We start from the raw sequence: 20,766 nt of genomic DNA, 5'->3' as shown, positions 1-20,766 counted from the left end.
CACGGTTGATGGGTGGTGGCGCGCTGTTGGCCATGGGGTTCGCTCCTTGCATGGTCGGGCGTGGTGCGTGGGGTTCAGCGGATGGTTCCGGCGCCCCGGCAGATGCGGCAGCGGCGACGCCGTCCGGTCCAGGTCGTGCGGGCTCCTTCGCCTTTGCAGTGCGGGCACCTCACGCGGCTCATGGGCATGTCCTGTCCTTCCTGTTCAGGGGTGGGAGAAGCCGTTGATGAGCCAGGTCACGAGGCCATGGATGGTGAAGATCACCGGTGTCTGGCCGAGGTAGACCCCGCAGAGGCCGATGCAGACCGCTTCCCAGGCGCGTACGTCGCGGGAGCGGACGAGGAGAACGGCGATGATCCCGAAGATCACCGAGAACGTGAACGCTGTGCCTTCGCCGATCACTTGTCGTCTCCTCCCAGCGCCGCAAGTGCGCGGTCTATGGCGGGCAGTTCGGGCGTCATGGCCGCGTACTTCATGGCCGTCGTGACCGCCCCTTCGGTCGGCGTGAGGTGGGAGCGAGCACGACCCCAACCGCCGTCCGGTCCGGTGCAGACCGCGACGCCCTTCTCTTCCTGGGTGATCGACTGGGCGACGGCCACGGCGTCCTTGTTGAGATCGCCGAGCGTCATTTCAGCCGTGCCGGGGTCGTTGACGCGGTGGCAGATGCGGCCGCCGAGTTGGGCCCGCAGCGCGGTGACTCCGGGGCCGAGATCGGAGCCGACACGCTGACCGGCGACCACCAGGTGCATGCCGAGTGCGGCACCGAGCTGGGCCAGGCGCAGGAGCAGGGTCGAGCACTGTTCCGCTTCCGCCTTGCTCTCGCGCCGACCGTCGGAGAGGTACAGCTCCGCCAGCTCGTCGACGATCACGACCACGGGGACGGGCCGCAGCTTGTCGGGCAGCTCCCAGATTGAGCGGACCCCCGCCGCGCGGCAGTCCCGCATACGGTCCTGCATGTCGACGACGAGCGCCGCCAGCACGGCGACCGCCTCACGCCTGCACGTGGTGAGGGCGCTCAACCTCCCCGAGAACAACCCCAGTTCCATGCCGCCCTTGCAGTCGATGCCGACCAAGGCGACGGGTTGCGGCGCGAGCTGAGTGATCAGCCGGGCCAGCAACGTGGACTTGCCCGAACGGGTGGCCCCGGCAATGAGCCAGTGCGGAACCGTCCGCAGGTCCATCACCCAGGCCCCGCCGCTCTCCAGTGCGCCGATGAGCGCAGACAGCAGCGCGACGGGAGCCGTCGCTAAGCCGGGCCGGGCCAGCGGATCACTGGCGGTCGCCGTCAGCAGCACGACGCCGCGTTCCGGCGAGGTGACACGTACGGCGTGGACCTTCCACGCGTGGGTAAGCGCGTCAGCCGCCTTCATGTACGTCGCCGGGGTCTGGCCCGCGTGCAGACGCACGACCACGGTCAGGCCCAGACGGGTAGCACGCGGGAACGAGGCGCGCGGCGCCACCGGCCGCAGTGGATCACCCTTGACCACCACATCCCCGAGGAGTCCGCGCGGCGGACGCCGGGACACGGCAAGGTCGTTGAGCATCGCGACCTTGCGCCAGGTGAACAGCACCCGGCACGCGGTGACCGGGTAGCCGGTGACGTACCAGTGCCAGGCCGGACGGTGCCGCCGCAGCAGATCGGCGACGACGAACACCCAGGCGAGCGCGGCGAGCCCGAGGGCGAGCAGGATCGCGCCCATCACGCCCCACCGGCCTTGGCAGGAGCAGGGGTTCCGTGCACCGGGGTGATCGCGTCGGCCCGGAAGCTGATTCCGTGCCGGTCGCCCATCGCCCAGGCGAACGCCATTAAGCCGGTGACCTTGACGGTCTGCCCTTCCTCGATGCCCTTGGGCTCGCCCGTGACGGCGATTTCGATCACGGAGATACGCCGCCGGTCCTGCCGCACCGTGACGGCCACGGTGTAGATCGTGTTGCCGTCGCGGTCCTTCTTGACCTCCTTGGTCTCGGGGTTGCTGATCTTCGCTTCGGGCGCGATGGCGCACCGCAGTACGCCCAGTCGCGCCGTGTCCACAGGAATGGACTGCATTGCGTTGGCCTCCTTGGCCGTTGAGACGCCAGGCTCATCCTGACGTCACTTGTCCTGACGAGTGATGACTATGCGACCCTGTACGGCGAGGGGTCAAGTACTTATGCTGACGAGTGATGTCGCGCGTGCGACGTGCCTACAACCTCAACGCGAAGGTGCTGAGATGACAGAGATCCAACGCCCCGGAGCGCTCTACCAGCAGGTTGCCGCCGCGATCCGCGAAGCGATCCTCTCGGGCGAGTTCGAGCCCGGCGCCCCGCTCCCCTCCGAGGCCCAGCTCATCCAGCGCTACCAGGTCTCCCGCCCGACCGTCCGCAACGCCGTCGCAGCCCTACGGGCAGAGGGGTTGATCGAGGTCCGGCACGGCAAGGGCAGCTTCGTACGCACCGACGGCCAGCCAGTGGTCACCATCGAGCGCCGCATCACCCACGCCCGCGACGGGAAGTTCGTCATGCCCAACGGCGCCGTCTGGGACGAGGCCGAGGAGCCGACGCCGTACCGCGCCCTTTCCACGAGGGCCAACAGCCAGTTGCTCGGCATCGGCGCAGACGAAGATCTCTTCGTCTGCGACCGGCTGCTCATCGACCCGGCCAGCGGCACCCGCGCCATGCATCGCACCGTGACCCCGCTCTCCGTGGCCGCCGACATCCCGGCACTCGGCGAGACGCCGCCGGGCCCGCCCCCAGCAGCCGCGTACGAGATCATGACGCAGGCCGGGCACAAGCTGTGGTGGTCCGAAACGGTCCGCGCGCGCATGCCGCTCCCGGACGAGCGGTCCACTCTGCGACTGCCGGACGCGACCCCGATCCTGCACGTCGCCCGCGTCACGCACGGCGCCGATGACCGCCCATTGCTCCTCGAAGAGCTCCGCACCGGTGCGGACCGTGCCGAACTCGCCTACCGGATCACCGCCGACAAAGAGCCCGTGCGGCGCACCCGCGCCTGAGAGCCGTAGATCGGTCGAAGCCTTCTTCACTTCCTCAAGGGCGCGCCTGCGGCGCGCCGGGCAGCTCGGCCGCCCCGGCCGGGCGTGCGGCGTGGCCGCCGGTCCCGGCCGGTCGCCCGGCGCCCTGGCCCGTATCGCGCCCAAGGAGTCGAGGCATCGGCCACACGGTTCGGGCCGGGGCCCGTGTGGCTGGTGGTCGACGGCCTCCGAGACTTTAGGCGCTCCCATGGGGCGAGCCTCGAAGAACAGAGAGCCCATCGGGCACACCAGCGGGCAGGTCCAGTACCTGCCCGATTCGCCAGGCGAGCGTAAGGCCCCCTGTTCCCTCGCCCCATGGCAGCTACCGCCCAAAGTCTCTGCGGCCGGCGACGTGCCCACGCGCGGAGCTCACCAGGGGAAAGACGCCTCATGCCGCACCGCCGCCGCTATCTACGGCCGCATCCAGGAGCCCAGCGAGCCGGTCCACGGCGTCCGGCCAGCCCGCCACCCGCACGACCCCGCGCCCGCCCTCATCCGTCGAGGCGACCGCCCGCACCTGCGACAGCTCGAACCCCGCCCCGAGGAGCGCTCGGTTCAGCCGGTCCGCAGCCTCCCGCGCATCACGCCAGCCCGCCACGTAGTCGACGCCGGACACCCACAGACCGAAGTCCGCGCCCGCAACGCCGAGACCATCGCTCAGCCAGTCCTCACCCGCGCCAGTCATTCTGTCCGCCTCTTCCCTGATCTAGGTAACGGATCGTCAACTTCCTTAGTCCGAGGCAGAAACGCAGCGCAGCGGCCCCGGTACCATCAGGCACCGGGGACCGCTGCGTCCCCTGCCGGGCCACCCTTCGCTTTCCACGGCTGACGGGGTGGCCCGGTCTTCGGTCTTCAGTTGTGAGGCGCGGCCCCTCTTTCGGGAGGGGAGCCCCCGGAGTGGTCCGAGAGGCCACGCCCCTTGGCCGGAGTGGTCAGACTCCAGCCGATGACCGGGCCGCCGCCCACACTCCCGATCGCGTGGGAGCTTGCAGGGGAACGACGACCCGGCGATCTCTACGGCGGGCTGGCGATGACACCGCCGTCGAGGTCGAAGCGGCACCACACGGTCTTGCCGCCGTCCTCCCCCGGCGACCACCACACGGCATCCGCGAGACGCTGGACGATCAGCAGTCCGCGCCCCCGATCCGGCAGCAAGGCTTCACCGAAGTCACCCGCCAATTCCGGGGAGATGAACTCACCCACCGGAAGATCAGGGGGCGTTGAGTCTTCATCGACAACGCCGATGAACAGCCAGTCCGGCCACATCTTCAGCAACACGTCGATCCGACGCGAGGCACCGGGCTCAGACAGGCAGTCGTCCGGCACCGCGTGGTGCACCACGTTGCCGACCAACTCTGAGACGACGAGCCGAACATCCTCAGACATGCGGCCAAGCCCCCATCCCTGGAGCGTTGCCGCCGTCATGTCGCGCGCGGCACGCACGGTATCCGCCGACTCGGCGAAGAGCGTCAGCGCCCTGAAGTGCCCCATGGTCAAAGCAGGAGCCGCCTCGTGCTGACGGGCCACTGCCCGAGCGACCTCCGGAGTGCTCGCTGTGCGCTTGCTCCGCCGAGCGTCCACCGCGTTCCTCCCGATTCCCGGCGAGCCCCTTAACCCGCCGCCATGTGCCGAATAGTGAACGGCGCGGGCCACTCAACCGGGAGCGTTCGCCAGGGGGTTCACGTGAACACCGGCAAAGGGGAAGTGGGTTCACCCATGAACCCCCCTGGTGTCAGTGGCCTGTGCCACGATGAACACAAGCCGTCAATCTCGGGTTGGCAGGGGAGCATGAGCCGAGAGCCGAACGCGCAATTGATCTCCGCTATGGACGAAGCCAAGGTCTCGAACAAGGGCCTCGCCAAGCGCATGCGTGACCTTGCGCAGCAGCACGGAACTGATCTCGGGACAACGCACGTTTCGGTACAGCGCTGGCGAGCTGGCTCAGGCATCCAGACGCGAACCGCCACGATCATGGCAGATGCTCTCAGTGCCAAACTTGGCCGAAGGGTCACCGCGGCCGACCTCGGATTCGCCGATCAGCCCGAACAGACCAGGCCGATGGACGTCGGCTACCAACATGCGTTACCCGACGCACTGACCCAGCTCGACAGCCTCGCCCAGGAGCGCCCGGAATCGGCGACCAGTGATGGGTTGATCGTGGCCGACGGAGACTTGAGCGCAGCCGTCCTGTCTTGGATGGTCGCGCGACCCGACGGCATCCAAGCCGACAAGCCCGCATCCCAGCGAGTCGGCATGCGCGACGTACGAGCTGTCCGAACCGCCGCCGACATGTTCATGCGACTGGACTTCCTCTACGGCGGAGGCCACGGCCACAAGGCGCTGCGCCACTACTTCCGCCACGAGGTCTTGCCACTGCTCAACGCCAGCTACAGCGAGAGGGTCGGCAACTCCCTCTTCGGAGCAGCGGCCGAGATCTCGCAGCTACTCGCATGGACGGCCTACGACACCGGCAACCACCAGCTCTCACACCGCTACCTGGTCTCCACGCTCCGCCTGACGAAGGTGGTCGACGACCGGATGTTCGGCGCCCGCATCCTGTCCAACCTCAGCCACCAGGCAAACTACCTCGGCAACCACGCCCAGGCCATCCAGCTCGCCCGCGCCGGCGTCGAGGGCGCCCACGGCAAGGCCACACCGCGCGCCATGGCTCTGTTCTCCGCGATGGAGGCCCGCGCCCTGTCCAACGCCGGTGACCCCATCGGCGCGGGACGAGCCATGAACGAGGCCGAGCGATCCTTCGAGCGTGCCGACACAGCCGAACACCCCGAATGGCTCGGCTACTTCGACGACGCCGAGCTCATGGGCGAGTTCTGCCATTGCTTCCGAGACCTCAAGCAGCGCCGCGAAGCCGTCACACACGCGCAGCGAGCCGTGGACAACACCGATCCGCAGTACGCCCGCACCCTCGGCTTCTGCCGCATGGTGCTCGCCCAGAGCCAGCTACTGAACGGCGAGTTGGAAGCCGCCGTCACCACCGCCAGCCTGGCCGTCGACGGTGGCGACACCCTCCAGTCCGCCCGCTTCCAGCGCTACGTAACCGACTTCCAGCGTGAGGTGAGCGAGCACTCCACGAACCCCACTGTCGCCGTGTTCAACGAGAAGGTGCGGGACGCGGTTGCCCGCCTGGACGACGAGTAGCCGCTACCACGGCCGCCAGTCCCGAGGCCCCTCATCGTTCCGCAGTCCGGCGATACGGCGCCGGTACTCGGCAGCCGTCTTCTCGTCCTCAGCGACGTTCTGCATGAGCCACGTCGTCATGTGGAATTCCTGAATCCCGCGGACCATGTCGTACCCGTGCCAGTCGTAGAGATCACGCCCGTACGCGGCCACGAAGTCGGCGTACTGCGCTTCGGTCTGCCACCCGAGGCTGTGATGCTCCACGGACGTCACCATGAGATCCCACTCGGGATGATCGAAGGCGAAGCTCTCGAAGTCGATCAGGATCACTTGCCCTTGATCGTCCACCATGAGGTTCTGCACGTGAGCGTCACCATGCACCGGACCCTTGGTCGACTCGAACCGCAGCTCCTCGTACTTGTCCCGCAGTTCACGATCCCGCTTCCGCAGGAACTCGATGTCGTCCTGCGGCACACCAACCGGCCGCTCGAGCCGCAGTTCCGTCTTGCCGAAGACGCTGTACGGAGGCAGCTCCAAGCCGTCCGGCAACGTCATCGAGTGCAGATCCCGCAGGATCGCACCCAGCTCCCCATAGGTCGCCTTCCGATCGCCCTCAACGATCAGATGCCAGAAGGTCACCGGGTGCCCGTCTATCAGCAACGGCTGCTCCAGGTCATCGACGACCCGTGCGGCCGGGAAACCCTCGTCTGCCAGCCAGCGCGATACCGCCACCTCATTGCGCGACATCGGCAGGTACTCAACAGACCGCGCGATGCGCACGATCACCGGCACGGAGGTCAGCCGGAAGAGCGCGTTCTCTCCGAGGCGGATCAACTCCGCCCCTCTGTCGTCGAGTCCCACAGCCTGGCATGCGGCAGCCATCACCCGCACCGCACGTTCCGACGTGAACCCCTCGCCCGATCCCCGAGCAGCGTCAACCGCCATGCCCGTACCAGCTCCCCTAGTCGCGCGCGATCAACCGGCACACGCCTCTGGCTGACCAAGCCGCGCGCGCCGGACACCGCTTGACGGTACCGAGGTCGAGGGGCAGAGGACGAGTCCTCCAGGAAGTCGAGCCGGGGGCGTCATCCTGCGCGGAAACAGCCCCAAGGCCAGCACACCCGATATAGCCTCGCCGCCGTTGCCTCACCCGCGATGTACGCGACGCAAGCCGCACGGCCGAAGCCTCGCGCGCATCCGCCACACCCTGGGCGACGCGTACCGCACCAAGCCCGGCCAACGTAGCGTCCACAAGAGCACGTGCCCGAATTCCCGCAGGCGCCAGCCTCGCGGGATCAGCAGAACCCCCGCACAGAAAGAACAAGATCCGCCAGACTGCTCGCGAAGTTGAGGCCAGTCTCATTGTCACCGCCAGGAACCCAGAACCCCCTGCTTACCTAGATCCGTTAGGAGAGATTCGCCCTCACCTTGATCACGCAATGGCGAACGGTTCAGCCTTCAGTCATGCCAGAGCTGAAATTTACGTTGAGAGACCACGATTGTTCATGGGGTTGTCTTTCGACTTAAGCACAAGGCTCGTCGACTATCAGCGTCCAGGGCACATCCCCCTCATTGTGCTAGCTGTTGTACATTGCCCATCTACACGCCGCTCGCAACTCCCCATGACCCGCGAGTCCATCCATCCAGTGCTGACTACTCAGTCCGCCATGGGCAGGTACACACGATTCCCGCTGGGGCAGAAAGTACGGGGCATATCGGGGCGCGATCCGCACGTCGACCGCTGCTGACCGATTCCTCATGTCGTCGAACGCCAGGAGCCACGAGGACCAGTCCGCTGGGTTGAGCTACCAAGCGCTGCCGAACAGGGCATACACTTCCGTGAGTTCGTGCGGCGAGGGTGTGCTGTTGTGACACCTGTACGGCAATCAGGTGCACGATGCCGCAGCGGAGTGAAGATTTCTTGCCAAACGGCTGCCGCTGTTCCCTTCAGGACGCCACACTATGGGGGAGGTCATATACCGAGTGTGCGCCGGGGGGTACACATGCAAAACAACCTATCTTTGAGCGGCGGGCTCGATGCACTGCTCGTCATCACGCCCCACTCGGATCTCGACGACGAGCACTGTGAGCGAATTACGCGCCAACTGCGTTCTGAATTGATGCAGTTGGACGTTGACGCTGTGCGTCGCGCCCCCTCTGTAGTCGCGGCGCCTGACGGGGCGAAGCCTGGGGACCCCTTCACGCTCGGAGCGATTATCGTGTCTCTGAGTACATCTGGGGCACTCGTAGCGGTCATAGAGACTGCACGTGACTGGCTGCAACGACAGAATCAGCCACACGGCCTCAAAATAACCATCAACAATAACTCGGTCGAGCTGGCGGACGCGACCGACGAGGAGCGCTCGGCCCTAGTCGCCCTCTTAATCCGGCAAACCGACAACGGCAGTTAGCGATGGGCCGCAAGGTGGCACTTCTCATCGCCACATACGACTATCCGCAGGACGCGACTCTGCGGCGATTGACCGCGCCGCCTCACGACGCGCAGTCACTCAAGGAGGTCCTTGAGGATCCGGCGATCGGCGGATTCGACGTCGAAATCCTGATCAATGAGCCGCACTATGTCGTCGGGCAGGCCATCGGTGTCCTCTACCGCGACCGTCGGCCCGACGATCTCACCCTGTTGTACTTCACCGGGCACGGGCTCAAGGATGACGATGGCCGACTGCACCTGGCGATGTACGACACCCGTCAGGACGACCTTCAGTTCACCGCCCTAGCCACAGAGCGGATCGACCGGGCCATGACCGCGTGCGTCTCCCGTAAGAAGGTACTCATCCTCGATTGCTGCTACAGCGGGGCGTACCGTACCGAGCGCTTGGAGAAGGCTGGCACCGAAGTCAACGTACTCGACCGGTTTCGAGGTGAGGGGCGCGTCGTGCTCACGGCGTCTGACGCTACCCAGTACTCGTTCGAACGCGGGCAAGTGTACGGCGATGCCCCGCAGTCCGTGTTCACCCACCACCTGGTGGAGGGATTGCGGAATGGTGGGGCCGATCTCGACGGCGATGGGAGCATCACACACGACGAGTTGTATACGTACGTGCGTGACAGAGTTGCATCGGAGGGGCGTCACCAGCTGCCGAAAAAGCAGGACAACGTGGACGGACGGATCCTCATCGCCCGCAACGGCAGTTGGAAGCTCCCGGGCCCTCTGGTAGCAGCGCTGACGAGCCCATATGTCGAGGTGAGGATCGGGGCCTTCGAAGGGCTCGACCATCTGTACAAGGTCGGGACCGAGAAGGTTCAGGGGTGCGTTATCGACACATGGCGTGAGCTTGCAGAGGACGACAGCAACTCGGTAATCACACGTGCCGTAGAGCGGTTAAGGAAAGAAGGGCTGCCACTGCCTTCCCGCTACGGTGAGGCTGGCACGCCCGGAGTATCGGCGATACCGGTGGACCAACAGAACGAGCAGCGTCAAGCTAGAGAAACTTCTTCCTCTGCCACACCTCCGCTCGCCGGTCGTACGCCCGCCGAGGGGCCCGGTCTGAGATCTGGACCCGTATACCAGGAGTCCACGACCGGTGAACCCCAGCCTGTGAATCTGCGGCGCAAGACGGCCAGGCGGAAGCGTGTGGCGCTGTGGCGTGCAGAGTCTCCGCCTGCGGAAACGGCCGGGACAGAGACCAAGGCGTCCGGGCGGCTGGGCGATGCGGTCCAACCAGATACCAAACCTCCGCCCGCAGCACCCAAGTTCACGAAACCTGACACCGTGCGGGAATTGGACAGGCGTGCTCAGCAGGATACCGACTTGCCGCCCGTCAAGGACAAACCCTCATCCGGCTACGAGCCACCAACAGCAGCGCAGGTGCGCGTCCCCGTGGCTGGCAGCCCTTCCATCCATACCCCAGCGGCCCGCCGTTCCGGGATGCTCCGTCTCCTCGACCGGGCCCTCGACCGGGTCCTCGACTTCCTATTCTGGATCGCACCGGCCGTGGCAGTCCTCGCCGTCCTAGCAGTGCCAGCGTTCATCATCTGGTTGCCTATCACGGACCACCGGCACAACCTCGCCGTCAACCCTGTCACTGGGACCTCGGTCAAACACCTCAAGGACTCCTGCTTCTGGTGCGAGTCGCCCGGTGCCCGTTCGATGCGCTACGAGGTGTCGGGGACCGCGCCTGTCTCCAGCACATTCCTGACCAAGGAGCGCGACCCCCGCTACCTCCACGCTGTCGTCAAGCTGACCGGAATCTCTGAGACCTGTGACAAGGACCGCACCTGGGTGGAGTTCTCCTTCGCTGCACGGTCCGCTCAGGGCGACGTCTCCCCGCACCGCGCCAAGGGGGCCTTGAACGACAAGGACCGATCTAAGACCATCGAGTACTTCGGCGTCGGCAAGCCAGCCGGCATAGCGTTCGAGGCGACGGTCCGCGGGCCCAACGCAGGCAGCGCTAACTGCTCGGTGAATGTCGAACTCAAAGACACCATCCTTCACTCGCTGCCGACCTGGCTCCACTGGCTCGCTATCAACTACCAAGCCTGACGCACACAGATTGATGCCACCCAACTACAGAAAGGCCTACGAAGGAGGCCTGACATGGGCCAACAGGGCGCTTGTTGACGCCGGGCCCTACCCAGACAGTCCGCTCTATCGACGGAGGGCGACAGGCATGATGTATCGAACCTTCGACGTGCCGGTTCTCGGGCGATGCAGGCCACAGCATGCGTGATGGACTATCGCGGGGTCAGCAACGACCTTCAGTGTCCACATGCGTGGGGCCCATCGCCAGAGTTGAACGAACGGTGAAGCCACTACCTTGGTGTTGTGGCCACTCCATACATGAACCAGGAAGATTCACCGATCTCACCTGTCTACCCCTTCAACGAGCCAGGCCAGCCTGTCCTGCTTCACGATGGCCTCATCGGTGGGCTGGGAGCAGCTGAGGTACCGGGCATCGTGGAGCTTTCATGCTCTGCCGGATTCAGTCTTGATTGGGAGGTCGGCCCTGGCGCACAGCCAGGCATTGGTAACCGAGATGAAGTGCACTTGGTACTACGACGCCCACAGGGCGACATGTCAATGGAGGGTGTGGCACGAGACATCAACGGTGGGTGGTCGAACGGTGCCGAATTCGGTAGTCCTAAGGCCGACCTTGCGAGGATCGTCGTGCACTGGTTCAACTTGCCCAACTGGCACGGCCCGCACCGCCTCGTGTCGAAGGTCGCAAGTGGGGGAGAGCTAAAGTGGTCCGGCCGCTGGGTACATGAGTCGAATGGCTGGAAGGTCACCCTCGACGTGCGTCATGATCACCAGCGAGTCTGGAAAGACCTACACAAATCCGATGTCTACGTGATGACTCACGTGATGGAGTTGCGGCGCATCGATGGCGCCAACTTCACTGCCGCAGAGGCAGATCCTGTTCTGACCGCGATGCATGTCGGGGTGTCGTTTGCCCTCGGTCGTTGGGCAGCTCCCATGTTCCCCGTCGGGCAAAACAGCGACCACCAAGTGGTCTGGGAACAGGTTTGTCCGGGTCCGTAAATGCCTTGATTACGTGGTCCAAAAGGTCACTAAGAGCGACGTGGTCTTGGTCGAACCACCAACCATCACTACTCTTCCGTGCCGGGGCGCAATGCGAGGCGCCCCACTTGCACCGCTTCGCATTGAGATGATGTATGCGATCGCCGCTATCAGTACTCAATGCCCGAATCATCATGGGATCGGCCGGCCTTGAACACTTCATGTGGCAGGCCCTGGTCCTAAGTGGTCACGTGACTAAACGTGAGTACAAAAGGCGGCCCGCACACGACCTGCTGCGCACGGTACTCAGGAGCGCGCAAATCCCCACCGCGATCGATCCCCAGCTACTCCCCGCAGCAACCCAGTTCACTGCCGACGTGAAACAGAGGGAGAACAAATATCTTGATGGCGCCGACGTCGTGACATGGGTCCGTAACCGGCTTCTTCATCCGCAAGGATCACAGGAGCCTGTGTACCGCTTGGACGGGCTGCCGCGAGATGCGTGGCTCCTGACCCGTAATTACCTCGTCCTGTTGATCCTGCACTCACTGGGCTATCGCGGCAATTTTCGCGATCTCACACGCACCCGCGGGTGGGTTAGCAACGTCGGTGCGGTGCCCTGGCCCTAAGGAATCGTCCGCGGCCTTCCGTGCTACAAGTTCGCTTGGCTACGCCTCAACCTGCCTCGCGCGCCCACGGCTGTCAGGGGGGCAGCAGGCGCAGCGGACTCCAAGGCTTGGAATGGACTGGGAACACTGCTTGACATGTGCGAACGCGTCCGCTTGTAAGCGCGGCAGTCTCAACAGCCCTCGGCTCAGCCGATGCTGATCCCAAACTTGGGTGCTCTCGACCTACGCGGAACCGGTGGGCTGGGCGTCTCGCGGTGGGAGGATGGGTGTCCAATCATCTGTGAGGGGGCACCAGATGAGCCGATCAGGACGTTGGCTGCTGACCATTGTTGTGGCGCTGATTGTGTTGGCACTCTGCGTGTGGCTGGGGGATCTGCTGCTGCCGTGGGACCAGGCGACGCGCATCAGCACGGGTGCGGGTGCCGGCGCCGTGGTCGCGGGCATTCTCGGGGCTTGGGCGTCCTCGCTCATCGGATCCCCCGCCCCACCCGCTGGACCGGCGGCGAGCGGTCCAACCGCGTCGGGTGAGCGGGCGGTCGCCACCCAGGACAATTCCGGGATCATCATCACCGGGGACAACGGCAACGTTCAGCGATGACCGACTCGCAGACACCCCCTGCTTCGGGCCGCCGCTCCGCGGCAGCAGGCCAGAACCCCGGAGTCATCGCCACAGGGGACCGGGCCCGGATCGATCAACGGAACCTGGTCCTGCCTGCCGACGCGTTGCGGGCCGCCGTGTCAGACGAGGCAGTAGCGCGGCTGAACAATCTGCCCACGCCAGACAGTCAGGTGTTCAAAGGCCGCGACGACGCCCTCGACTTCTTAGATGCCCTGCCATCGACCGGAACCGGCATCGTCGCGCAGAGTGTGCGAGGCATGGGCGGGATAGGCAAGAGCACCCTCGTTCTGCACCACGCTCGTTCGCATCTCAACGCCGAGCGTGGGCCAGTGTGGTGGATAGATGCGTCATCAGCCGCCGCAATCACGACCGACCTGGCGGCCCTGGCCACTGCCCTGAATCCGGTGCACGCAGCGCTGCCGCTGGACGAGGCCGCCAAATGGGCTCTGGCCTGGCTCCAGGGGCACACCGGTTGGCTGCTGGTCCTGGACAATGCCGAAGAACCCGCCGATCTACGTCCTTATCTTGGCCGCCTCAGCACAGGCCAGGTTCTGGTCACGACCCGCCGCGACCTAGCCTGGCAAGACCTCGGCGCCTCTCTGCGCCTGGACACCCTTACACCCGCGGCCTCCCTGGCCGTCCTCCAGGAAATCACCGGCCGCCACACCGACATCGCCGCGCTGGACAGCTTGGCCGACGAACTTGGCTACCTACCCCTGGCCCTTCAGCAAGCAGGCGCCTACCTCGCCCAAACCCGCAGCAGCACCGAAACCTACCTCAGCGAGTTACGCGCCGATCCCGCCGGAGTACTGGCCGCCACCCCTCCCGGCGACCCACAACAGCGCACCATTGCCCAACTGTGGAGCGTCACCCTCAGCACCCTGCACACCACCAACCCACACGCCGTACAACTGCTGCGCATCCTGGCCTGTTACGCCCCTGACCCCCTGCCCCGTCACATCCTGACCACCTCCCTACACACACCCCGGGCTGTCGATCACGCTTTGGGCATCCTGGCCGCCTACAGCATGATCACCCTCACCGACACCACCGTCACCCTCCACCGCCTCGTGCAAACCGTCGTGCGCACCGCCACCCCAGCAGCAATCCCACAACCACAACGGAAGGGCTTAAGGCGCCTGCTTCACCGAAGTCAGCCCACCGCCCCTCCGCACCCGAGCCGAACCGCCCTGGCCCTGGTCCACGCAGCCATGCCGCCTGGCAGTCCCGGAGATGTATCGACCTGGCCAGCGTGGCAAAACCTGCTGCCCCACATCCAAGCCACGAGTACCCATCAGCAATCCACCCGCGATACCACCGAGCTTGCTTCCTTGCTGAGGCGGACCGCCTTCTACCTCTGGGCCCGAGGCCAGGCAGCTCAAGCCCTGCCCCTGGAGGAAAGGGCACTACAGCTCACCGAAACCGCCCTCGGACCCAACCACCCCGACACCGTCACGTGCCTGGGCAACCTCGCCGAGACCCTCAGCGCTCTGGGACGGCACACCGACGCCCTCCCCCTAAAGGAACGGGCACTACAGGTCGCCGAAACCGCCCTCGGACCCAACCACCCCACCACCGCCACGTGCCTGGGCAACCTCGCCGCCACCTACAGCGCTCTGGGACGGCACGCCGACGCCCTCCCCCTAAAGGAACGGGCACTCCGGACCACCGAAACCGCCCTCGGACCCAACCACCCCGACACCGCCACGTGCCTGGGCAACCTCGCCGAGACCCTCAGCGCTCTGGGACGGCACACCGACGCCCTCCCCCTAAAGGAACGGGCACTACAGGTCGCCGAAACCGCCCTCGGACCCAACCACCCCGACACCGCCACGTGCCTGAACAACCTCGCCTCCACCTACAACGCTCTGGGACGGCACACCGACGCCCTCCCCCTCCAGAAGCAGGCACTAGACATCACCGAAACCGCCCTCGGACCCGACCACCCCGACACCGCCACGTGCCTGAACAACCTCGCCGCCACCTACAGCGCTCTGGGACGGCACACCGACGCCCTCCCCCTAAAGGAACGGGCACTACAGGTCGCCGAAACCGCCCTCGGACCCGACCACCCCGACACCGCCACGTGCCTGAACAACCTCGCCTCCACCTACAACGCTCTGGGACGGCACACCGACGCCCTCCCCCTCCAGAAGCAGGCACTACACATCACCGAAACCACCCTCGGACCCGACCACCCCACCACCGCCATGTGCCTGAACAACCTCGCCGAGACCCTCAGCGCTCTGGGACGGCACACCGACGCCCTCCCCCTAAAGGAACGGGCACTCCGGACCACCGAAACCGCCCTCGGACCCAACCACCCCGACACCGCCACGTGCCTGAACAACCTCGCCTCCACCTACAGCGACCTGGGACGGCACACCGACGCCCTCCCCCTCCAGAAGCAGGCACTACACATCACCGAAACCACCCTCGGACCCAACCACCCCACCACCGCCCTACGCCTGGGCAACCTCGCCTCCATCTACAGCGACCTGGGACGGCACACCGACGCCCTCCCCCTCCAGGAACGGGCACTACGGATCACCGAAACCGCCCTCGGACCCGACCACCCCGACACCGCCCTACGCCTGGGCAACCTCGCCTCCACCTACAGCGACCTGGGACGGCACACCGACGCCCTCCCCCTCCAGGAACGGGCACTACAGATCACCGAAACCACCCTCGGACCCGACCACCCCACCACCGCCCTGCGCCTGGGCAACCTCGCCAACATCCGTGAAGTGCTCACAAGCAGCGAAGGCGAACTCTCGCCGTAGCCAACGGCGTCCCGCCCAAAGCCGATTGCATCGGATCTAGCCGCCAGCGCAGCACGGGCAACTTCCCGCTGAGCGAGTGATCAGCCAGGCGCCGACAAGTGCCCAACACAGATCCCGTAAAGGTCTATGAACAAGGCTTGACGTGGATCAAGCCGTCCTTCCTCTGGATGATGTACCGCTGCGGCTGGGCGACGAAGGAGGGCCAGGAGACGGTCCTGGCGGTGGAGATCACTCGCGAGGGCTTCGAGTGGGCACTGCGTCACGCGTGCCTGTCGCACTTCGCGCACGGGGTGCACGCCGACCAGGCCGCGTGGAAGCGTGACTTGAGGCGTGCTCCGACCCGGGTCCAGTGGGATCCGGAACGCGACCTGCACCTGAACCCACTCCCGCACCGCTCCCTCCAGCTAGGCCTCGCGGGTGACGCGGCGCAGTGCTACGCGGACGAGTGGACGGTATCGATCACTGACATCACCGAGCGGGCACGGGCCGTCCACGCCCTCGTACGCGAGAACGACCTAGGGGCCGCCGAGAATCTCCTCCCCGTGGAACGCCCCTACCCCGCAGGAGACGATCTGCTCGCTCACCTGCGTGCGTGACGAAGGGGAACAGCGGCCTGGCGCACCGCGAGACCTATCACCAGGCAGGCAGGTCAGCCGGTGCCAGCCCCCACACACACCGCTCCTCTCGCAGGTACATCCACCAGACACTACGATGGGCGTAGGCTTTAACCCTACGTAGGTGGTACTGATGAAGAGGACAGCGATCGGCCTTCCCCCCGAGCTGGCCCGCAGGACGAACCTCGTCCTGCGCCCCAAGGACGCCGCTGACGTCTACACCCATCCCCGTCCCGAGATGGCGCGCCTGGTCCGGAATGGGGCCGCGCGCCACCTGGCCACCGGCTACTACCTCCTCGTACCCGGCCGTCATCTCGGCGACGACACCTGGCGTCCAGACCTCCACTCAGTGGGTCTCGGCATCGGCCAGGCCGACTACGGCCAGGACGGTGCCGCCCTGATGGGCATCGGGGCTGCACGCCAGTTCGGGGCCGTCCCACGCGAGATCGCCGTCACGTTCATTGCCGTGCCGAAGCAACGCCCCTCACTGGAGACGGAGTTCGGGCAGATCGTCTTCGTCCGCAGGGACATGACTGTCCTCGACCTGGAACGGATCGAGACCGAGGTGGTCCCCGGGTGGGTGACCACACCTGAACAGACCCTGCTGGACCTCGCGGCCCGCCCTACACTTGGCGGCCTGCCCGCCGAAGCCATCACCGAAGCCCTCCGCGCGCTCTGGCTGCGCGCCGACACCGACCTGCTGACCGAACTGGCAGCCGGGCAGCGCAAGACAGCCGGCCTGCGGCGGGCGCGGCGACTGATCGAGGGGGACTCGGATGCTGAACCGGAGTGATCTCGCGCGCATCGGCGCGGAGTACGGCGCCGCCGAGCAGCAGGTGCGGCGCGATCACCTGATCAGTCACGTGCTGCGGGCGCTTGCCTCGCTGGATCTGCCGGTGGTGTTCTTCGGAGGTACGGCCCTCTCGCGTACGCACCTCACGACGGCGGCGTCCGGCGGTCGGCTGTCCGAGGACATCGATCTGTACACGGACGACCGCCCGGCGGTTGCCGATGCCCTCGACTCCCGTATCCCCCGCTTGCTTCGACGTGAGTTCCCGCGTTCGCGGTGGGAGCCCGCGCTCTCCGGCGTCCGTGGGGTGGATCCCGCCCAACTGGTGACCGGCGACGGTCTGCGTCTGCGCGTCCAGCTCCTCGACACGAACACCGGCCACTCGGAATGGAAGCGCTGGCCCACCGAGCAGCGCAGTGTCGAACTGCGCTATCGCGACGTCCCGGGCCCCGCCACACTGAGGGTTCCGACGTTGGCGGCGTTCGTCGCCATGAAAGTATCCGCGTACTGCGACCGCCACGCACCACGCGACCTCTTCGACCTGGCGGCTCTGGCACGGTCGGGCTCCATCAGCACCGACGCGGCGGAACTCGTGCGCACGGCGACCGGCACAGCTCCCGCACCGCACATGTTCAGCGCGCTGCCGGACATGGAGTGGGAGCCCCAACTCGCCCACCAGACGAGCCATCTCCCTCCCGCGGAGGAGTGCCTCGACACTGTCCGGAACGCCTTCGCGAAGGCGCTCGCCTGGCCTGAGCCGTACGACCCCTTCGCCTGAGCAGAGCCGTAGCCGACGCCGCACCCTGAGCCCATTTCAGTCGCGTACGACCGGCCACACCCAGGTCGATCTACTCCACATCGATGCCGTAATCCTGAACGAGTTCCTCCAGGCCGCCCTTGTAGCCCTTGCCGCCAAGGACGAACTCCCAGTCTCCGCTTGCCCTTCGGCGGAAGGACCCGAGTACCAAGGCGGTTTCGAGCGGTCGGCCGTCAGAGACCTCAAGCCGTCCCAGCTCCGACATCGCCGGATCGAGCAGCCGGATGCAGGCATCTGTGAAACCGGAGAGATCCGCATCCGGGTTGACCTCCGGATCGATGGCCGCCACCAGCACGAACCGATCAGCCTCCACCGGCAGCCCGTCGAAGGCGACGCAGATCGCAGCCTTGTCAGGCGCCTCCGCGGGAAGGGCGCGTACGGAGCCGTCGGGAGTCTGTGGATTGTTGAAGAAGACGAAGTGATCGTCGCTGAGGACGCGATTGCCACGGCAGACAAGTGCGCACACGTCCAAGGCAACGCTTCCGGTCCACGACATTCCCAGGACGTTGTAGTCGTCGGGGAGCCGTGTGTTCGGGTCTGAAGGGGTCGGCTGCGGTGAGGCTTGGCGACCGCCCTCTCCTAATCGTCCGCGCAGTCCGTGACGATGGAGCAGGTCGACGAGTTCCGTGCCCGAGATGAGTTCCAGCGGCTTGCCGTTGGCGAAGGTATGAGAGCCGGGTCCGAACCCAGACGTCGTCACCAGGACGCCCTTGTTGGCGCCGGCGCCCTGCGCGGTCCCGTACAAGTCACGCACGGCAGTGGGCGGCACCGTGTTGCGATAGCGCTTCACCTGTACGACGATCTTGCCGCCTCGGATCGGTGTCGGATCCAGCGCGTCGACGTCCACACCTCCATCGCTAGAGCGCTGGGTCGTCACTGCCTGCATCCCCATGGCGCGGAAGAGATCTGCCACGAGATTCTCGAATTCCACCGGATCCATGTCGTACAGGTCCGGTTCTTCATCGCTGCCGTGGGCGACAACGCGATTTCCCACGTCTTGTGGCCGACGGCTCGGCCGTACCGGTGTGAGCTGGTCCGGCCTGGTCGAGAGCTGCCCTCTCAGGGCGCCGGCCAGGCAACTGCCTGCATCCACCTGTGCCAAGTGCAGGTCACGGAACGAGGAGCGTGAGGCCATGACCGTCGCAAGGAAGATGTGGCCCGGTCGACCCGTCGTGGGGTCATGTCCATCGACGAACCCGTTCAGGGCCACGGACTCCACCGCCCCCTGTTCGTCCGCGGCGAAGAGCTCGTGCAGGACAAGCAACATGCACTGCGCGAGAACCTCCTTGTACAGGGCCCGACGCTGACTTTCCGGTCGGGGGGTCTCCTTGTCCTGGTCGGTCCCGTACATGTACCGAACGGACTTGATCGCAGGGACGATGTCGTAGGCAGGTAACTCCCAGTCGAGCACCAGCTGTCGGGCGGCGGAGTCGTACGCTGCCGCTATCTGTCGCGGGAAGCCATCAGGCCACGCCGTTGAGGAGTAGAGCGCAGCTGAGAAGTACTCGACCGCGGAGTCGGGATCTCGGCGCCTCACGCCTTCTGATATCGCGACCACGCCGGCGTTGTGCTCACGTACCGCGGCCAGCTGGGAGTCGACCCACTGTCGGTACTCACGCTGATACGAAGCCAGTTGCTGTTGGCGGTGAGACTCCGCTGCTTGTGCAGCCTGCAGGTCCCGCTCGAAACGCGCCCGCGCATCGGCCTGCGCATGAGCCCGGCGACTCGCAGTCCAGCTACCCTGGGCTTGGTACTGACTGGCATCCGGCATGGGCACCGGCTGCGCCAACTGACCTGGAGCGAAGGGCTGAACATCCTCGGCTCGTATGAGTGAGGACACCCTGAAAGCCGGAGCGTCGCAACCTGAAGCGAGAAGGCTTTGCAGTGCCGCTACCTCTGCGTCCAGATCCTCCGTGCGGCGCAGCGCGTCTGCCTGCCTGTACTCGCGGTGGCTTTGGGCAGCTCGGCGCTGGTACGCCCGTGCTTGCTGAGCTTCTTGTCTCCGCTGTCTGGCCTCGGCTGCCGACTGGCGCTGCTGCTGTCGTTGCACCTCAGCCCACGCGCCGACAAGTCCGGTAGAACGACGACTCATTGCTGCAGGCCCTCCCCAGGACGTTGGCAGCCGGAAGACACTTCGGTTGTCCCCACAACCAACTGTGACGAGACGACTCTATCCAGCAACTGCCGCCACGCATATGCATTCGTCAAAGGCTGGGTGGAGATCCAACGCTGCAGGTCAACTCGCTGGAGGCAACTGAGGGGGCGGCACACGGCCCGCCCGAGTGGTCGCCCTCGGTCCGTCAAATCTGCTCATGGCGTGCCAGCCACGGAAAGGGCTATGAACAATGCTTGACCTGGATCAAGCCGTCCTTCCTCTGGATGATGTACCGCTGCGGCTGGGCCACCAAGGAGGACCAGCAGACCGTCCTTGCCGTCGAGATCACCCGCGAGGGCTTCGAATGGGCCCTGCGTCACGCCTGCCTCTCGCACTACGTGCACGGGGTGCATGCCGACGCCGGCGCCTGGAAGCGTGACTTGAAGCAGGCGCCCACCCGGGTCCAGTGGGACCCGGAGCGCGATCTCCACCTCGCCCCTCTCCCGCACCGCTCGCTGCAGCTGGGCCTCGCGGGCGACGCGGCACGACGCTATGCGGACGAGTGGACGGTGTCGATCACGGACGTTACCGACCTGGCCCACCGGGTCCACGCCCTCGTACCCGAGAACGATCTCGCGACCGCCGAGGACCTCCTCCCCGTAGAGCGCCCGTACCCGGCGGGTGACGATCTGCTCGCCCACCTGCATGCGTGACACGCGCCCGATTCCCAACGCGACCGCAGTGCTCTTCCAGTGGAAGCAATAGCCGGTTCGGGGGCGAGCCCCCGT

18 protein-coding genes are annotated in these 20,766 nt (G+C 66.0%); 11 read left to right on the top strand and 7 right to left on the bottom strand.

Translation table 11 applies throughout. From position 1 onward, the window contains the following. Positions 1–204 precede the first annotated feature (204 nt). The 3 genes from OG453_RS15180 to OG453_RS15170 are packed head-to-tail and all read right to left on the bottom strand — an operon-like array spanning position 205 to position 2,047. The gene (locus OG453_RS15180) at positions 205–402 is read right to left on the bottom strand and encodes a hypothetical protein (protein WP_266868175.1); all 198 of its coding nucleotides are present in this window, start codon (positions 400–402) and stop codon (positions 205–207) included. After that, a complete protein-coding gene (locus tag OG453_RS15175) occupies positions 399–1,700 on the bottom strand; it encodes an FtsK/SpoIIIE domain-containing protein (protein WP_266869876.1) in 1,302 nt (433 codons plus the stop codon). The genes OG453_RS15180 and OG453_RS15175 overlap by 4 nt, the downstream gene beginning before the upstream one ends. Next, the gene (locus OG453_RS15170) at positions 1,700–2,047 is read right to left on the bottom strand and encodes a hypothetical protein (RefSeq protein ID WP_266868174.1); all 348 of its coding nucleotides are present in this window, start codon (positions 2,045–2,047) and stop codon (positions 1,700–1,702) included. The genes OG453_RS15175 and OG453_RS15170 overlap by 1 nt, the downstream gene beginning before the upstream one ends. 163 nt (positions 2,048–2,210) lie before the next feature. Between OG453_RS15170 and OG453_RS15165 the strand changes: the two genes are divergently transcribed. Then, positions 2,211–2,993 (top strand): GntR family transcriptional regulator, encoded by a 783-nt coding sequence (locus OG453_RS15165; RefSeq protein WP_266868173.1) that lies wholly within the window; start codon positions 2,211–2,213, stop codon positions 2,991–2,993. Positions 2,994–3,399: 406 nt separating this feature from the next. On the opposite strand, the gene OG453_RS15160 is transcribed toward OG453_RS15165, so the two are convergent. Together OG453_RS15160 and OG453_RS15155 are read right to left on the bottom strand one after the other, a co-directional pair. Continuing rightward, positions 3,400–3,696, bottom strand: coding sequence for a hypothetical protein (locus OG453_RS15160; protein ID WP_266868172.1), 297 nt, complete (start codon positions 3,694–3,696; stop codon positions 3,400–3,402). A gap of 329 nt (positions 3,697–4,025) precedes the next feature. After that, positions 4,026–4,502 carry an ATP-binding protein gene (locus OG453_RS15155; RefSeq protein WP_266869875.1) on the bottom strand — a complete coding sequence of 159 codons (477 nt, stop codon included), beginning with the start codon at positions 4,500–4,502 and terminating at the stop codon, positions 4,026–4,028. A 297-nt stretch (positions 4,503–4,799) separates the two neighbouring features. Between OG453_RS15155 and OG453_RS15150 the strand changes: the two genes are divergently transcribed. Beyond that, a complete protein-coding gene (locus OG453_RS15150) occupies positions 4,800–6,170 on the top strand; it encodes a sporulation protein (RefSeq protein ID WP_266869874.1) in 1,371 nt (456 codons plus the stop codon). Between the two features lie 3 nt (positions 6,171–6,173). Here the strand turns inward: OG453_RS15150 and OG453_RS15145 are convergent, their stop codons facing one another. Then, positions 6,174–7,094, bottom strand: coding sequence for a phosphotransferase enzyme family protein (locus OG453_RS15145; protein ID WP_266868171.1), 921 nt, complete (start codon positions 7,092–7,094; stop codon positions 6,174–6,176). A 1,058-nt stretch (positions 7,095–8,152) separates the two neighbouring features. Between OG453_RS15145 and OG453_RS15140 the strand changes: the two genes are divergently transcribed. The 8 genes from OG453_RS15140 (at position 8,153) to OG453_RS15105 (ending at position 17,844) form a co-directional block, all read left to right on the top strand. Next, complete coding sequence (locus tag OG453_RS15140; RefSeq protein ID WP_266868170.1) at positions 8,153–8,560, top strand: hypothetical protein; 408 nt, start codon at positions 8,153–8,155, stop codon at positions 8,558–8,560. A gap of 14 nt (positions 8,561–8,574) precedes the next feature. Next, complete coding sequence (locus OG453_RS15135; RefSeq protein ID WP_266868169.1) at positions 8,575–10,653, top strand: caspase family protein; 2,079 nt, start codon at positions 8,575–8,577, stop codon at positions 10,651–10,653. Between the two features lie 297 nt (positions 10,654–10,950). Continuing rightward, on the top strand, positions 10,951–11,652 hold the full coding sequence (locus OG453_RS15130; protein ID WP_266868168.1) for a hypothetical protein: 702 nt from the start codon (positions 10,951–10,953) through the stop codon (positions 11,650–11,652). 903 nt (positions 11,653–12,555) lie between these two features. Then, positions 12,556–12,858: a hypothetical protein gene (locus OG453_RS15125; RefSeq protein WP_266868167.1), complete on the top strand. Its 303-nt coding sequence runs from the start codon at positions 12,556–12,558 to the stop codon at positions 12,856–12,858. Continuing rightward, positions 12,855–15,662 carry an FxSxx-COOH system tetratricopeptide repeat protein gene (gene fxsT / locus OG453_RS15120; protein WP_266868166.1) on the top strand — a complete coding sequence of 936 codons (2,808 nt, stop codon included), beginning with the start codon at positions 12,855–12,857 and terminating at the stop codon, positions 15,660–15,662. The genes OG453_RS15125 and fxsT overlap by 4 nt, the downstream gene beginning before the upstream one ends. Positions 15,663–15,760: 98 nt before the next feature. Next, positions 15,761–16,258, top strand: coding sequence for a DUF4291 domain-containing protein (locus tag OG453_RS15115; RefSeq protein ID WP_266868165.1), 498 nt, complete (start codon positions 15,761–15,763; stop codon positions 16,256–16,258). Between the two features lie 151 nt (positions 16,259–16,409). Then, positions 16,410–17,069, top strand: coding sequence for a type IV toxin-antitoxin system AbiEi family antitoxin (locus OG453_RS15110; protein WP_266868164.1), 660 nt, complete (start codon positions 16,410–16,412; stop codon positions 17,067–17,069). Next, positions 17,053–17,844, top strand: coding sequence for a nucleotidyl transferase AbiEii/AbiGii toxin family protein (locus OG453_RS15105; protein WP_266868163.1), 792 nt, complete (start codon positions 17,053–17,055; stop codon positions 17,842–17,844). The genes OG453_RS15110 and OG453_RS15105 overlap by 17 nt, the downstream gene beginning before the upstream one ends. 70 nt (positions 17,845–17,914) lie before the next feature. Here OG453_RS15105 and OG453_RS15100 read toward each other — a convergent pair whose 3' ends face one another. After that, complete coding sequence (locus tag OG453_RS15100; protein ID WP_266868162.1) at positions 17,915–19,975, bottom strand: restriction endonuclease; 2,061 nt, start codon at positions 19,973–19,975, stop codon at positions 17,915–17,917. 212 nt (positions 19,976–20,187) lie between these two features. Here OG453_RS15100 and OG453_RS15095 point away from each other — a divergent pair, with 212 nt between their 5' ends. Then, positions 20,188–20,691, top strand: coding sequence for a DUF4291 domain-containing protein (locus OG453_RS15095; RefSeq protein WP_266869873.1), 504 nt, complete (start codon positions 20,188–20,190; stop codon positions 20,689–20,691). The last annotated feature ends 75 nt before the right edge of the window (positions 20,692–20,766 follow it).

The sequence above is a fragment of the Streptomyces sp. NBC_01381 genome, assembly GCF_026340305.1.
GTDB lineage: Bacteria > Actinomycetota > Actinomycetes > Streptomycetales > Streptomycetaceae > Streptomyces.
Note: the sequence above shows the minus strand (reverse complement) of the source record. Positions and strands in the feature narration are given on the sequence as shown.

What these genes read in the sequence shown, in the direction of transcription:
- OG453_RS15175 (WP_266869876.1), bottom strand. Translation starts at nt 1,700, where the DNA reads ATGGGCGCGATCCTGCTCGCCCTCGGGCTCGCCGCGCTCGCCTGGGTG.
- OG453_RS15170 (WP_266868174.1), bottom strand. Translation starts at nt 2,047, where the DNA reads ATGCAGTCCATTCCTGTGGACACGGCGCGACTGGGCGTACTGCGGTGC.
- OG453_RS15165 (WP_266868173.1), top strand. Translation starts at nt 2,211, where the DNA reads ATGACAGAGATCCAACGCCCCGGAGCGCTCTACCAGCAGGTTGCCGCC.
- OG453_RS15160 (WP_266868172.1), bottom strand. Translation starts at nt 3,696, where the DNA reads ATGACTGGCGCGGGTGAGGACTGGCTGAGCGATGGTCTCGGCGTTGCG.
- OG453_RS15155 (WP_266869875.1), bottom strand. Translation starts at nt 4,502, where the DNA reads ATGGGGCACTTCAGGGCGCTGACGCTCTTCGCCGAGTCGGCGGATACC.
- OG453_RS15150 (WP_266869874.1), top strand. Translation starts at nt 4,800, where the DNA reads ATGAGCCGAGAGCCGAACGCGCAATTGATCTCCGCTATGGACGAAGCC.
- OG453_RS15145 (WP_266868171.1), bottom strand. Translation starts at nt 7,094, where the DNA reads ATGGCGGTTGACGCTGCTCGGGGATCGGGCGAGGGGTTCACGTCGGAA.
- OG453_RS15140 (WP_266868170.1), top strand. Translation starts at nt 8,153, where the DNA reads ATGCAAAACAACCTATCTTTGAGCGGCGGGCTCGATGCACTGCTCGTC.
- OG453_RS15130 (WP_266868168.1), top strand. Translation starts at nt 10,951, where the DNA reads ATGAACCAGGAAGATTCACCGATCTCACCTGTCTACCCCTTCAACGAG.
- OG453_RS15125 (WP_266868167.1), top strand. Translation starts at nt 12,556, where the DNA reads ATGAGCCGATCAGGACGTTGGCTGCTGACCATTGTTGTGGCGCTGATT.
- fxsT (WP_266868166.1), top strand. Translation starts at nt 12,855, where the DNA reads ATGACCGACTCGCAGACACCCCCTGCTTCGGGCCGCCGCTCCGCGGCA.
- OG453_RS15110 (WP_266868164.1), top strand. Translation starts at nt 16,410, where the DNA reads ATGAAGAGGACAGCGATCGGCCTTCCCCCCGAGCTGGCCCGCAGGACG.
- OG453_RS15105 (WP_266868163.1), top strand. Translation starts at nt 17,053, where the DNA reads ATGCTGAACCGGAGTGATCTCGCGCGCATCGGCGCGGAGTACGGCGCC.
- OG453_RS15100 (WP_266868162.1), bottom strand. Translation starts at nt 19,975, where the DNA reads ATGAGTCGTCGTTCTACCGGACTTGTCGGCGCGTGGGCTGAGGTGCAA.